Annotated in this window: 10 protein-coding genes and 4 pseudogenes; 3 read left to right on the top strand and 11 right to left on the bottom strand. The window is 68.9% G+C overall.

Translation table 11 applies throughout. The annotated features are described in order from the left end of the window. Nucleotides 1-9 precede the first annotated feature (9 nt). Entirely contained in the window at nt 10-1,434 is a 1,425-nt protein-coding gene (locus ACIA8X_RS45615; RefSeq protein WP_393462761.1) for an NF041680 family putative transposase, read from the top strand. A gap of 460 nt (nt 1,435-1,894) precedes the next feature. Here the strand turns inward: ACIA8X_RS45615 and ACIA8X_RS45610 are convergent, their stop codons facing one another. Then, nucleotides 1,895-5,602 carry a helix-turn-helix domain-containing protein gene (locus ACIA8X_RS45610; RefSeq protein ID WP_393462738.1) on the bottom strand — a complete coding sequence of 1,236 codons (3,708 nt, stop codon included), beginning with the start codon at nt 5,600-5,602 and terminating at the stop codon, nt 1,895-1,897. 283 nt (nt 5,603-5,885) lie between these two features. Here ACIA8X_RS45610 and ACIA8X_RS45605 point away from each other — a divergent pair, with 283 nt between their 5' ends. Further along, entirely contained in the window at nt 5,886-6,470 is a 585-nt protein-coding gene (locus ACIA8X_RS45605) for a hypothetical protein (RefSeq protein ID WP_393462739.1), read from the top strand. Nucleotides 6,471-6,559: 89 nt separating this feature from the next. Here the strand turns inward: ACIA8X_RS45605 and ACIA8X_RS45600 are convergent, their stop codons facing one another. The 3 genes and pseudogenes from ACIA8X_RS45600 to ACIA8X_RS45590 form a co-directional block, all read right to left on the bottom strand. After that, nucleotides 6,560-6,760, bottom strand: coding sequence for a hypothetical protein (locus ACIA8X_RS45600; RefSeq protein WP_393462740.1), 201 nt, complete (start codon nt 6,758-6,760; stop codon nt 6,560-6,562). A gap of 128 nt (nt 6,761-6,888) precedes the next feature. Further along, the gene (locus ACIA8X_RS45595) at nt 6,889-7,791 is read right to left on the bottom strand and encodes a hypothetical protein (protein ID WP_393462741.1); all 903 of its coding nucleotides are present in this window, start codon (nt 7,789-7,791) and stop codon (nt 6,889-6,891) included. 502 nt (nt 7,792-8,293) lie between these two features. Beyond that, a pseudogene (locus ACIA8X_RS45590) lies at nt 8,294-8,410 on the bottom strand (transposase); the annotation flags it as partial. A gap of 11 nt (nt 8,411-8,421) precedes the next feature. On the opposite strand from ACIA8X_RS45590, the gene ACIA8X_RS45585 reads away from it, so the two are divergent. Beyond that, nucleotides 8,422-8,544: a DUF5372 family protein gene (locus ACIA8X_RS45585; protein WP_399460721.1), complete on the top strand. Its 123-nt coding sequence runs from the start codon at nt 8,422-8,424 to the stop codon at nt 8,542-8,544. On the opposite strand, the pseudogene ACIA8X_RS45580 reads toward ACIA8X_RS45585, so the two are convergent. From ACIA8X_RS45580 to ACIA8X_RS45550, 7 genes and pseudogenes are all read right to left on the bottom strand, one after another. Next, nucleotides 8,529-8,702, bottom strand: a pseudogene (locus ACIA8X_RS45580) (IS1380 family transposase); the annotation flags it as partial. The gene ACIA8X_RS45585 and the pseudogene ACIA8X_RS45580 overlap by 16 nt on opposite strands. A 58-nt stretch (nt 8,703-8,760) precedes the next feature. Beyond that, complete coding sequence (istB, locus tag ACIA8X_RS45575) at nt 8,761-9,531, bottom strand: IS21-like element helper ATPase IstB (RefSeq protein WP_210582092.1); 771 nt, start codon at nt 9,529-9,531, stop codon at nt 8,761-8,763. Next, nucleotides 9,528-10,244, bottom strand: a pseudogene (locus tag ACIA8X_RS45570) (Mu transposase domain-containing protein); the annotation flags it as partial. The pseudogene ACIA8X_RS45570 and the gene istB, both read right to left, overlap by 4 nt. A gap of 78 nt (nt 10,245-10,322) precedes the next feature. Next, nucleotides 10,323-10,729, bottom strand: a pseudogene (locus tag ACIA8X_RS45565) (IS982 family transposase); the annotation flags it as partial. Nucleotides 10,730-10,753: 24 nt separating this feature from the next. Then, nucleotides 10,754-11,260: an anthrone oxygenase family protein gene (locus ACIA8X_RS45560; RefSeq protein WP_393462742.1), complete on the bottom strand. Its 507-nt coding sequence runs from the start codon at nt 11,258-11,260 to the stop codon at nt 10,754-10,756. A 146-nt stretch (nt 11,261-11,406) separates the two neighbouring features. Beyond that, nucleotides 11,407-12,075, bottom strand: a complete 669-nt coding sequence (locus ACIA8X_RS45555; RefSeq protein ID WP_393462743.1) for an NAD(P)-dependent oxidoreductase — start codon at nt 12,073-12,075, stop codon at nt 11,407-11,409. Next, nucleotides 12,072-12,905: an NAD(P)H-binding protein gene (locus ACIA8X_RS45550; RefSeq protein WP_393462744.1), complete on the bottom strand. Its 834-nt coding sequence runs from the start codon at nt 12,903-12,905 to the stop codon at nt 12,072-12,074. Before ACIA8X_RS45550 ends, ACIA8X_RS45555 begins: the two co-directional genes overlap by 4 nt. Nucleotides 12,906-12,994: the final 89 nt, after the last annotated feature.

Below are 12,994 nucleotides of genomic sequence, written 5' to 3'. Positions count from 1 at the left end.
CCTGATGTTGTGCGGAGGGATGCGTTCGCGGAAGCGTCACGCTTCCGGGGCGAGTTCTACGAGTGTCTGACCGCTCGGCGCGACGAGTTGTTCGAACTGGTCGACGCGATGCTGTGTGCGGACGGGGCGGTGAAGTCTCCGGTCGACTTGACGCTGTTGCCCGAGCATCGTCGTGGGCACGGAGCGATGTACGGCGGCCTGAATCACGGCCGGATCGACGTGGATCGGCTGCGGACGGTGCTGGCCGGGTTGCCGCTGCCGCGGTTCGACGGCGGGCGCCTGGTCCTGGCGGTCGATGTGTCGCCGTGGCTTCGCTCGGACGCGCCGTGCTCGGCGGAGCGGCTGTTCTGCCACGTCTACGGCCGCGCGAAGACAGCGTCGCAGTTCATCCCGGGCTGGCCCTACTCCTTCGTCGCCGTACTGGAGCCGGGAGCCACGTCCTGGACCGCGATCCTGGACGCGGTCCGGCTCGGCCCGGTGGACGACGCGACCGCGGTCACCGCCGACCAGCTCCGAGGAGTCGTCGAACGGCTCATCGCCGTCGGCCAGTGGCAGACCGGGGACCCGCATATCGTGATCGTCAGCGATGCTGGCTACGACGTCACCCGCCTGGCATGGGTCCTGCGTGATCTGCCGGTCGAGCTGGTCGGCCGGGTCCGCTCCGACCGCGTCATGCGACTGCCGAAGCCGCCTCGTGTCTACGACCCGAAGGGCGGCCGGCCGCCCAAGCACGGCCCGGAATTCCGCTTCACCAAGCCGGAGACCTGGCCCGAGCCCGCGATCACCACGGTCACCGATACCGCCAACTACGGCAAGGCAGAGACCCAGGCGTGGGACCGGGTCCACCCACGGCTCACCCACCGCTCCTCCTGGCTCGACCACGACGGTGAACTTCCCCTGGTCGAGGGAACGTTGATCCGGTTGAAAGTCGAGCATCTGTCGAAGGACCGGGATGCCCCGCCGGTGTGGTTGTGGTCCTCCACGACCGGCGCCACCCCGGACGACGTGGACCGCTTCTGGCAGGCATTTCTCCGCCGCTTCGATCTGGAGCACACCTTCCGCTTCGCGAAGCAGACCCTCGGCTGGACCACCCCGAAACTCCGTACTCCCGAAGCGGCGGACCGCTGGACCTGGATCCTGATCGTCGCCCACACCCAGCTCCGGCTCGCCCGGCCCGTCACCGCGGACCTCCGCCGGCCCTGGGAGAAGCCCACCACCTCCGACCGGCTCACCCCGGCCCGGGTCCGCCGGGGGTTCAGGAACATCCGCGCTCGCCTCGCCTGCCCGACCCGTGTTCCCAAACCCCGGGGCGCAGGCCCGGGACGGCCACCCGGCGCCAAGAACAAACACCGGGCGCCTCGCTACGACGTCGGCAAGACCGTCAAACGCCCCGAAACCCTCAAGGCCATCGGCAAACCCGGAAGATCTTGGTAGATAAAGAACAAGCTGAGAGCCTGTGTCTGAACTCCTGATGTGGATCTTTGGGCGGGGCGCTGGCGCAGGAGCTCCAGGTTCTGCCACATCACGCCGGCCTCGATCTGGTCCCGGGGTCAGCCCCGTCTCCTCGGCCAGCTCCTCTTCGCTGATCCGGCCCTCGTACTTCTGGCCTGGGATGAGGGACAGGCTCTGATGTTGGTCGGGGTAAGGCGGATCATCAGCATGCTTTGCGGTAAGGCAGGTCCGGCAGATGCGTCCGTAATCAGCTGGCCGCCCAAGGGCCGAAGTCCTGCGGCGGCAGTCGTTCTCGTCGTTCAGGCTTGTGCCGCCCGGTACATTCGGTGCTCAGCCCAGGCCTGTATCGCTGCGTGCAGGCGATCTGGTCGTAGGAGTGCCCGGCCCCTGCATCGTCGAAGATCGTGTGAGGCAGGTCGGCCAGCTGGCGCAGGTGGATGCCTCAGGGACAGGGGGGTTGATAGGCGACGGCTCCCACGTACTGCCGCCACTGCTTTCTGGAGAACGTGTGCTCGGTGGCGGCACAGATGCGCTGGATGGCCCGGTCGGCGTTCAATTCCCACAGCAGGGTTGTGCCATCTTCGCTGCCCGTGGCGAGAGTGCGCCCGTCAGCGCTGAAAGTCACCGCGGTCACGGGTTCCGTGTGCCCCTTGAGGGGGTTGCCGAGAAGGGAAGGCTGAGGGGTGTCGGCGAGGTTCCACAACCGGGCGTCCTCATCGTCGCCGGCGGTGGCGAGGGTGTGCCCGTCGGGGCTGTTCGCTATCGCGGCGAAGGACGTGGTGCCGCCGGCGAGGAAGCTGGCAAGGCTGGTGCGAGGGCGTGCGACGGGTTTGGGGCGTTCGGGAGCTGTGATGTCCCAGAAGGAATAGGGATCGTCGTAGTTGCCGGCGATCAGGGTGCGTCCGTCGGAGCTGAAAGCCACCGAGACGAGGTCGCTGGTGCTGGTAGTGAGAGGGCGGCTGTGCCGCTTGGGGCGTGCAGGGGTGCTGGTGTTCCAAAGCCAGATCTTGTTCTGATCGGCTGCGAGGGCAAGAGTGCGCCCGTCGGGGCTGAATGCCAGCGCGGAGATCCAGCCGTCCACGGGCACGCGGAGGGCAGGGCGCAGGAGTGTGGGGCGTGCGGGGTCGGTGGTGTCCCACAGCCACAGCGCGCCGCCGGTGCCCTGAGTGGAGGTGGCTGCGGTAGCCAGGATGCGTCCGCGGGACCCAAATGCTGCGACGGTGCCGGGGAGAGGGGTGCCACGGCGCTGGGGCCGTGTCGGGTCGGTGGTGTTCCACAGCCGGACCCCGCCCCCGGTGTCGCTGTCCGGGGAGTCCTCGGCCGTGGCGAGGGTGTGCCCGTCGGGACTGAAGGACACTGCGGTGACGGAGCCTGGTCGGCGTGTCAGGAAAGTTGGGGGGAGCGTCCAGAGTCGGACCGTTTCATCGACGGTGATCAGGCAGTGTCCGTCGGGAGTGAACGTCAAGGTATGTGTCCCTGGCCGGGCGAGGGGTCGGCCCAGGGCGGTGGGGCTGTCGGGGTTGGTGACGTTCCACAGGCGCACTGTGGTGTTCTGGGCGGTGGCGAGGGCGTATCCGTCGGGGCTGAAGGCCATCTCGGCAACGCTGTCGTGGGGAACGGCAAGAGGGGCGCCGAGGCGCTTTGCTTGAGAAGGACGCGTGGTGTCCCACAACTGGACGGTGCCGTCGGGCTCATCGTCGGTGGCGGTTGTCGTGGCCAGGAGGTGGCCACGGGGGCTGAACGCTGCCGCGCGGCCCGGAAGAGGGGTGCCGAGGCGCTTGACCTGTGCGGGGTCGGTGGTGTCCCACAGTTGAACTTCGTACTCTCCGGAGGCGGCGCCGGCGGTGGCCAGTATGTGTCCCTGAGGGCTGAACACGGCCTCTTCGCCGAGGATGGGGGTGCCGAGAGGCCGAGGGTGTGCCGGGCGGCTGGTGTCCCACAGGTGGACGTGTGTGTTCCCGCTGCCATCGTCGTCGTCCGCGGTGATGGCCAGGGTCTGCCCATCGGGGCTGAAGGCCATTTCGTTGGCGACATCGATGCGGACAGGGGCGCTGAGCGCGGTGGGGTGTGCGGGCCGTGTGGTGTCCCACAAGCGGAGCGTACTGTTCGTGCTGTTGGGGTCGGGGCTCTCGGTGACGGTGGCCAACACGTCCCCGCGGGGACTGAATGCGGCCTTGTCGCCGGGGACGGGATGGGCGAAGTGTTTGGGCGCGGCGTGACCGGTGGTGTCCCACAGCCGGATCTTGCCGTCGGTGAGGACCGTGGCCAGGACGCGCCCGTCCGGGCTGAGCGCCGCCTCGTCGATGTCCGCCTGGCCGGGGAGGGTGGAGAACAGGGGGGCCGCTGCGGCATTGATCAGGTTGGTGTAGGCCTGCGGTGAGCGGTTCATGCGGTAGGCGGCGATATCGAGTTGCGCTGCGACGGACACGTTCTGGCTTTGGGCAGACACCTCTGTGCCGCGCAACTGGTCCGCTTCGGCGGAGACGTGCTGGGCTATGGCAATGTCACGTTGTGTTCGGGCGGTGGCCCGTTGCTGGAAGGCGGTGACGGCGGCCGCGGAGGCGATCACAGCCAGGATGGCGAGGGCGGCGATGAGTGTGCGCAGTCGCCGTGTGCTGCGGGCGGCTGCCTGCTGCTCGCGGCGGCGGGCAGCGGTGCTATCGGTGAGGAATGCCGCTTCCAGCGGTGTCAGACCGCCTCGGCGATCGGGTGCGGCGAAGGCGTCTTCCGCTTCGGCCAGGCGGGTGCCGCGGTAGAGGGCCCCCGGGTCGTGGCCGAGGCCGTCCCAGGCGTGGGCTGCCTCGGTCAGCCGGCGGTGGACGCGTAGATGCGCGCGGTCTTCCTCGATCCAGCCACGCAGGCGGGGCCAGGCGGAGATCAGGGCCTCGTGGGCGAGGTCGACGGTGTCCTCGTCGAGGGTGAGCAGCCGGGCGCGGGCCAGCCGGTCCAGGACAAGGGCTATGTCATCTGGGGAGGCGGTGCCGAGGTCGAGTTCGCTCCGGTCGACCGGGCGCCGGGTGTCCTGGGAGCCCTCGCCGGGGGCGATCAGCCGCAGCAGGATCAGCCGGGCCAGGCGAGCGTGGCCGGCAGACAGGCGGGTGTAGACCTCCTCGGCGGTCTGCGCGATCGCGCCATGCACGCCGCCCGCCGCCTCGTATGCCTCCATGGTGAGCGCCCGGCCGCGGCGCCGCCGCCAGGTCTCGTGCAGGGCGTGGGAGAGCAGTGGCAGGCCGCCCGGCTCGCCGCCGGACTCCTCCACGAGGCGGGCGGTCAACTCGCGCTCGACGATCAGCCCGGCGGCCTGGGCGGGTCTGACGACGGCCTCGCGAAGCTCGGCCGGGCTCATCGGTCCCACCAGCAGGTTGGCCTCGCGCAGGGCGTCGGCGAGCTCGCGGTGCTCGGCGCAGCGGCCGTAGAAGTCGGCGCGCAGGCCGAGGACGACGTGCAGCCGGCTCGCGGGCTCGGCGGCGGCCAGCAGGCGGGCAAGGAAGCCGGCCCGCTCTGCCGTGTCGTGGCAGAGGGTGAAGACCTCCTCGAACTGATCCACGACCAGCCAGGTGTCCCCCTCGCCCGGGGCCGGTACGCACACCGTGTCGTGGCTGCGCAGGGGATGCTCGCCCGGGGTGAGGATCCGCACCGCCGCCGGCCGGTGCGGTCCTTCCAGGCTGCGCAGGCGGGGAATCAGCCCGGCCCGCAGCAGGGACGACTTGCCGCTGCCGGAGGGCCCGAAGACCGCAAACACGCGATGCTCCGTCACCGCGCGGGCCAGCGCATCGGTCATCTCGTCCCGGCCGAAGAAGAGCTCCGCATCGCCCACGTCGAACCGGGCCAGGCCACGGTAGGGGGAAGGGGCGGTCTCGTCCGCCACGAGGTCGGCGGCCCGGGCCTGCTCCGTGACCGCCTCGCGCCAGCGCTGCTCCCACGCCTGCTCATCGCCGCCGCATGCCCGCACGTAGGCCAAGGCCACCGGCAAGGAGGGCAGTTGCTCTCCTTTGGCCGCTCTGGACAGGGTGGCGACCGAGACCTCCACCTGCCGGGCCATCTGCCGGTAGGTGATGCCGCCCGCTTCCTGACGCAGCTTGCGCAACTCGAACGCAAACCGCTGAACCGGACCCATCCCCGGATCGAGGTCCGCCTCCGGACGCCCCATATCGCTTCCTCCCCCGTGCCGCCCCGTGACCAGTAGCGGCGTCTCATCCCAACACGCGCCCCACCACCGCGAAAGACACCATCTCGCCAACCCAAGCCTGTGACCTGCTTTGTTTCACGCCCGGGACACGGCTGTGCAACAACCCGAGACCCGGTGAACTCGATCCAGGGCGACCCCAGTGGCCGCCCTGCAGGACTGACGCATCGGATGTGTCCGGGACCTGTTCCCAGAAGCAAGACAGATGCCTGCTCGATCTGCCCACCATGTGAAGGGACCTTGCGGCATGAAACTCGGAAACCGCCTATCGGTGGCCACCGGCTCCGCTCTCCTGATCGCTGCTGTCATCACCTCTCCAGCAGCGTTCGCCGACGGCACCGCCTCTGCTGACACGAGCCGATCCGCCTTCCGGGCGCAGGCATCTGCGGCGGGGTTGACAGCAACGGAGGCCACAGCACTGCAGAACGAAGTCGACACGATGCTGGCCAAGGACGGCGGCAGGCAAGCCGCCGCCAATGAGATCCGCTACACGGACGGCCGGCTGCTGCTGCCTCTGCCCGGTGAGAAGTACGCGCGCGAGCTCGGCAAGAGCGGTGACACATCGGCCGCGGCCCACACCTGCACCTACAAGGCCTTGTGCGGCTACTCAGGCGCCAACTACACAGGCGCGGAGCGCGAGTGGTTCTCGTGCACGTTCCACAGGAAGCCAAGTGGCTGGACCAGCGGGGGCTCCTGGTACAACAACCAGACCCGCGGTCGGGTGGGGAACTGGTACAACGCCAACAAGGAGTGGGTGGGCTCCACGCCTCCGGCCCCTTATGGCACCAAGCACGGCCAGTGGCGCGGGATCGCGTACGTGAAGCCCTGCTGACCCAGCTTCTCGGTTGAGGTCGGTCCCAGATGCCGGCCAAGAACGCGAGAGTGCCTTCCGAACTCGGACGATAGGACTTGCAGAAGGCTCTATCCATCCGAGGTGGAAGGCACTTTCTGCATGCAGTGCACGAACTGCGCGTCGCCAGCGGTGACGTGGAGGAGTAGCCAGGCGGCCTGTGCCGGGTAGTACTGGGCGACGTCGCGCCGGGTGGCGGGCTGGGCCTTGCGGCGGGCAAGGCGCCTCCTCAGCAACGTGATCGCCGCCCAGGTGATCAAGGATTCGCTCATCTCGGTGAGCCGTTCGTGGTCCCGGTCCAGACTGCACACCGCGGAAGCTGGTCGACCGCATCAAGCCGAACTTGGCCCAGGCGGTGACGATGACCCCGACGCCGGCCGGGGCATTCTGCGTTGCCTCCTCAACGGCGCCGGACGGATGGCGCAGGTACGGCCAGCGCCTCGGCCTGGTGGACGAGAACATTGACGGCGTCATGGGCGCGTTCGACGTGGCCGTCCAGGATGACGGCCGGGGCTTCGAGCAGGGTGCGCCGACAGCGCTCCCACACCGGCGGGGAGAAGATCAGGTTGACCATGCCGGTCTCGTCCTCCAGCGCACCGAACGCCACCCCGTTCGCGGTGGGCGGGCGCTGCAGGTACTTGGCCAGGCCGCCGAGCCGGACGCGGGTCTGGTCGGCCAGGGATCGTATGACGGCGGCGGTCAGCGCGCCGCGGCGCTCAAGGTGGGGGCGGGCGTGGCGGACGGGGTGGGTGGTGGTGCTGGCGCCCGTGACCGTGATGTCCGCGGCTGTCTGCTCGGGCGGGGTCATCGGCGCAAGGTCGGGGGCGGGTGCCAAGGCTCCGAGTCCGGGCAGGTAGGGCTGGGTGCTGCGGGGGAACGCGCCGGCTGTCCACAGGGCGGTGCGGCGGTGGCCTTCGAAGCCGTCGAATGCGCCGGCGGTGGCGAGCTGTTCCATCAGCTTCGCGGGCAGCTGGGTGCGGCGGGCGAAGTCCTCCAGGTCTGTGAAGGGCTGCTCGCGGCGGGCGGCGACGATCGTCTGGGCGGCCTGCTCGCTCAGGCCCCGGATGCTGGTCAGGCCGCGGCGGATCGTCATCTGCCCGTCTGGGTCGGCGGGTTCGAGGGTGGCGTGCTCGGCGGAGGTGTGGACGTCGGCGGGTCGTACGGTGATGCCGTGCCGTTCGGCGTCGCCGATGAGGGTCTGTGAGTCGTAGAAGCCCATGGGCTGGTGTGCCAGGATCCCTGCGATCAGGGCGGCCGGGTAGTGGTACTTGATCCAGGCGCTGGCGTAGATGATGTGGGCCATGGACTGGGCGTGGCTTTCGGGGAAGCCGTTTCCGTCCACGATCCACAGCCGCTCTGCGGCATCGGCGGGCCGTGACGCCGGCTCGAGCGCGAGGAGGGGCCGAAGCCGCTGGATAACCCTGCACACCGTGGCTGGCGAGACCCCGAACAGTGGCGCGAACGCTTGTCCCGGTCCGCGACCGCAAGGTCGGTGCCAGGACTCTGTCGGCGCTGGTCAGCTTGTCCTTGGCCCCTGCGCCGCGATTGTCGAATGACCCTGCCGATTCACAGGATTTTCGACAGCGGGACATATGTCCCATAAAACGCGCCGCCGGGTCTAATTCCGGACGATGCGGGTGGGCCAGCTGCTCTGCATGAGCCCATGCCTCAATTAAGCCCTGGTGAGCGAACCGCGTCATCCCACTGAAATTCGGGACTTGACAGATGGCGGGTCTTCGAAGTTGAGCGGTGCGGAGGTGTCCGCGGGCTCGCCGGGTGGTGACGCAGCGGGTGCGTAAGCGTTGGTTGTCGGCGTTGCGGAACCCGAACGCGTTGCGGGCGATGAGCTTGATAACGCGGTTGATGCCCTCGCTCTTGGCGTTGGACCGAGCCGTCGACTGCGGGTGAAGGCGACGGTTCACCGTATCCAGTCGTGGTGCGGGTGACGCACCGGTTCCACCCGCTGTTCGGGCGGGAGTTGGAGTTCGTCAAGCGCAAGCGGAACTGGGCGTGTGACCTTCTTCCCGCAGCGGATGCGGTCTCGACGCGGGCGTGAGCGCGGTGGCGGACCTCCAGCAGCTGCAGGGAGCCCTGACCGTAGGGAGTGTCGGTGAGGAAGACCTGGTGGCGCATGCCCTCATCCACGTCGCACAAGGAGAGCTGGGCGCCGGGATGGGGACGCTCACGGCGGACGATGATCCGGGTGCCCTCGGGCAGGTGTCGGCGTACGGGCTTGTCTCCCCGGTCGCGTACGGGCGAACGTCCCCAGTTGTCAGGCCACTTCGGTCTCTCGCTCGATGGCCTGGAGGCGGTTCTTGAGCCGGTAGCTCGGGCCGTTGATCGCGATCACTTCGCAGTGGTGGAGGAGCCGGTCGAGGATCGCGGTGGCGAGGACCTCGTCGCCGAAGACCTGGCCCCACTCGCTGAAGGTCTTGTTCGAGGTCAGGATGATGGAGCCCTTCTCGTAACGCTTGGAGATGACCTGGAAGACCAGGTTCGCCTCGGCGCGTTCGAGGGGCTGGTAGCCCACCTCGTCGACCACGAGGACGCTCGGCCGCAGGTAGGTGCCGAGTTTGTTGACCAGCCGCCCGGCCGACTCGGCAGCCTTCAGGTTGCGGACCATGTCGTCGAGGCTGGTGAAGTAGATCGAGTAACCGGCCCGGCAGGCCGCGACCGCGAGAGCGACGGCGATATGCGTCTTGCCCACCCCGGGCGGCCCCAGCAGCGCGGCGTTCGCCTTGCCGTCGACGAAGGAGAGGCTGGCGAGGTCTTTGACCTTGCGTGGGTCGAGCTCGGGCTGGAACGAGAAGTCGTACTCGTCCAGCGTCTTGTGGTGCGGCAGCTTGGACAGCCGCAGGCCCTGGCGGAAACGGCGGTCGTCGCGGACGGCCAGTTCCTCGGAAAGGACCAGGTCGAGGAAGTCGAGGTAGCCCATCTTCGCCTCGTCGGCCCGGCGGGTGTACTCGTTGATGGTCTCTGCCAGGTGCGGCAGGCCGAGCTTGCCGGCCGTGGTGCGGATGCGGTTGCCGGTCAGCTCGCTCAAAACGACTCCTTCGTCGGAGAGTTGGTGGTGAAGGGCCGGGTGCCGGTCAGTTCGTCATAGACCGACAATGGCCGCCGCCCAACCTCAACACGGGTGGCCGCGGCTCGGTTCAACAACGCCTGCAGCGGCCCGGTTTGGCCGCCGGCCGACGGCTCGCGACGCGCTGGCGGTGTCACGTCGCCGGTCGTGGTGCGGCGGTTCTTGCCGGCCGGCAGGCCGTCCCAGTGCGCGTCTTCCTTGACGACGACGCCGCGGCCGACGGCCCGCGGATGGGTGGACAGCAAAGTCTCGCCGCTGGCATCGGGGACGGTGGAATGCAGCATGACCTGGGACTTCGTCGCCCGGATCTCGACCAGTTGACGTGGGCGGACCTTGCGGGCGGGCACCGAGTAGAGGTTTCCGCCGAACGCAACCAGGCAATCCTTGCCGACCGGCCGCAGATGCCGCTCGGCCACCAAGTACGGAGTCGGCGGCAGCGGTTTGAGGGCCGCGTGGTCGCGGGCGGCCCGGATGCCGATGACTTCCCGGTGCGTCTTGTGGATCTGGTCCCGCCGCCTGGGCACCCAGGCGGCGAACGCGGCGTCCATCTCCTCCAGCGAGGAGAACGCCCGCCCGGACAACACATGATCGCCAACGATGAGAACCTGGCGTTCAACCCGCCCTTTGCCGGTGGGCCGATAGGCGGCCAACACGTCGATGTCGAAGTCGGTGTGTTAACTGCACCATCGACTCTGATCATGGAGCGAGATGAAGAAGCGGCTGCGGCTGGCGTAGTACCCGTACTCGGCTCATCCGGCCAGGTCGGAGCGTTTCACGGTCTCGAGGGAGCGTCCGCACTCTACCGGCGTGGAATCCACGATCCACACGTCGTCGCTCCACACGGAGGTGTCGGTGGCCAGTAGCGGGGTGACCCGACGCAGCAGCTCGGCGGCCTTGCGCAGCCGCTTGTTGTAGCCGGGCTGCTTGGGCAGGTACGGGAAGAGATGCCGCAGGTAGGAGCGGGCGTGGCGGAGCCACCTGGCCTCGGAGGTGAGACCGTGCATGGCTTGCACCGTCGCGAGCGTGACCAGCTCGGCGTCGCTCAGCGGCGGGGTGATCCCACCGTCGGCCGCCCCGTAGCGAGATGCGGTGAGTCCCTTGGCGGATCGTCGGTCTTCACATGGAGTGCGGTCGCGAGGGAGTCCAACTCTGTCTTCACACACTGACGTTGGACTCCCCCATCTCATGCGCGCAGCCGATCCCTCCGCGCCGAGTTGTTCGGCGAGCTTGAACGACGTGTACGAGGCAACGGCGCTACAAGGGCGAGGACCGCGAAGGCGAGGACCGCGGCCACCGTCCGAACGGCGTGGGCGATCTGCCAGCGGTCCCGTACGTCGGTCCAGTTGGAGGGCGGGGCCTGGGCGTTCCAGTGGAGCTGGTCGGAGTTGGTGGGCAGGTTGACGATGAGCGTGAGGCCGAGAACGAAGACCAGGAGGGCGAGTGCGACCACGGTCGGCCATCGGGTGTTTGTTCGGTAGGTCTGGTAAGCCAGTACCGCTGTGGCGATCAGCGCCGGCAGGAGTGTGGCGACGGCGAGTTTGTCGAGGGAGTCGAGTTCGACCAGCCGGACCTGGGTGTAGACGGTGCTGTCGAAGCTGCGCAGCGAGAGTTCCAGGACGAGGACGGAAGTGAGGAATCCGGCGAACAGTCCCGCGAATACGAGGCTGGCGAAACGGGCGTATTTCGTCATGATCACGTTCTTTCGTGATGGGTGACCCGGGCGGTGAAGGGGCGGGCGGGACGGCCGAGGCATCTTCTTGACCTTGTTGGTTACCGTCGCGGGTTGTGGCCCGCTTTCTTACGCGCAGCCCGGGTCGTGTGCGTGGCTGGTGTTCGTCAGTTCGCGATTCCGACGACCTGCTCGATGGTGTGCGGCTGGTTCACCATGGCGAGCATGTGGTGGGCGACGTCGGCGCGTGGCACGGAGAACCCGCCCCGGATGTTGCGGTTCCGCGCGGTCCGGTACGTGCCTGTCAGCGGCTTGTCGGTGAGCTTGGGCGGGCGCGACACCGTCCATTCCAGTCCGCTGTCGCGCAGGGTCTGCTCGGTGACGGCGAGGTCGGCGTAGTGCCGGCCGAACATGGCCCGGGTCAACGGGACTCCCAGGTAGCGCATGAAGAAGCCGTCGCCGGGATCGTGCCTGGGTGGCGGGGGCCGGCCAGGCACCGGCACCGGTCCGACGGGTGCGGCGCTGACGATGATGATCCGCCGGACGTGCTCGGCATGCATCGCCGCGACGATCGCGCGGGTGCCGAGCGAGGTGATGCCCGCGTCCGCGCGCGGGTTTCGCGGGCCGAGCGCGGACAGTACGGCGTCGGCGCCGCGTACCGCCGTGGTGAGCGTCCGCATGTCGGGGCGGGTGAGGTCGACGGCGACCGTCCGGATGCCACCCGGCAGCTCACGTGGGCGGCGGGCCACGGCGGTGACGTCGTGCCCGCCGGCTACCGCCTGCTCGACCAGGTGCCGTCCGATACCGCCGGTGGCGGCAACGATCGTGAGTTTCATCGGGGTCCTCCCGCGGTGAAGGCGGCACGGTGGTCTTGCGCCCAGGTGGCGTACGTGCGTGCCGGGCGGCCCAGCAGCCGCCGCACGGTGTCGGTGGTGGGCCCGGCTTCGCGGGCATAGTCGGCCAGCGAGCCGAGCAGCCGGTCGGGTACCTCGTCGGGCAGGCCGGCGGCGAGCATGCCGCGGCGGATCTCGTCCGGTGCGGCCTCGACGAAGGACAGTGTCCGGTCGAGCGCCGTGCCGAGCGCGGCGACCTTCTCCGGCTGACTCAGCGACTGCTCTCCCGTGAGCGGGTACGTCTGACCGCGGTGCTGCGGGTGGGTCAGGGCGAGGGCGGCCACCGCGGCGATGTCACGCTCATCGACGGTCGAGGTCCTCGCGTGCGGGTATGCCCCCCGCACGGTCCCGGTCGCCTGGATCTGCCCGGCCCAAGCCAGGGTGTTGGCGGCGAAATCGGCGCAGCGCAGGATCGTCCAGTCCAGGCCGCTCCCCTTGGCGATTTCCTCAACCGCGTGGAACTGCTGCCGGAAGCGTTCGTGCCCAGCCGGGTACTGCACGGTCACGGCGGACAGCACGACCACCCTTGCCGCGCCCGTCTCGCGGGCGCGGGCCAGCAGGTCGACAGCGGTGGATCCGGCGGCGCGCGGGCTGAGCAGGATGGCCTCCACGCCGTCGAGGGTGGAAACCTTCGCGGGGTGGACGAGCTGGATACCCGCGGGGAATTCGGCGTGCGGGTCGCGGGTGACAGCGGCGACTTTCGCTCCCCCCTCGACCAGGAGGCGGACGGTTTCCCGGCCGACGACGCCGGTGGCCCCGGTGATCAGGATCATGACTGAACCCCCAGTGGGTGTGTCGATAATCGATCTTGCGCGGTGGATGAGCGCGGTTCGTATCGCGGGAAGACGTCACGGACGAGCCG

This window comes from Streptomyces sp. NPDC051738 (genome assembly GCF_044453205.1).
Classification (GTDB): Bacteria; Actinomycetota; Actinomycetes; order Streptomycetales; family Streptomycetaceae; genus Streptomyces.
Note: the sequence above shows the minus strand (reverse complement) of the source record. Positions and strands in the feature narration are given on the sequence as shown.

What these genes read in the sequence shown, in the direction of transcription:
- ACIA8X_RS45610 (WP_393462738.1), bottom strand. Translation starts at nt 5,602, where the DNA reads ATGGGGCGTCCGGAGGCGGACCTCGATCCGGGGATGGGTCCGGTTCAG.
- ACIA8X_RS45605 (WP_393462739.1), top strand. Translation starts at nt 5,886, where the DNA reads ATGAAACTCGGAAACCGCCTATCGGTGGCCACCGGCTCCGCTCTCCTG.
- ACIA8X_RS45600 (WP_393462740.1), bottom strand. Translation starts at nt 6,760, where the DNA reads ATGAGCGAATCCTTGATCACCTGGGCGGCGATCACGTTGCTGAGGAGG.
- ACIA8X_RS45595 (WP_393462741.1), bottom strand. Translation starts at nt 7,791, where the DNA reads ATGGCCCACATCATCTACGCCAGCGCCTGGATCAAGTACCACTACCCG.
- ACIA8X_RS45560 (WP_393462742.1), bottom strand. Translation starts at nt 11,260, where the DNA reads ATGACGAAATACGCCCGTTTCGCCAGCCTCGTATTCGCGGGACTGTTC.
- ACIA8X_RS45555 (WP_393462743.1), bottom strand. Translation starts at nt 12,075, where the DNA reads ATGAAACTCACGATCGTTGCCGCCACCGGCGGTATCGGACGGCACCTG.
- ACIA8X_RS45550 (WP_393462744.1), bottom strand. Translation starts at nt 12,905, where the DNA reads ATGATCCTGATCACCGGGGCCACCGGCGTCGTCGGCCGGGAAACCGTC.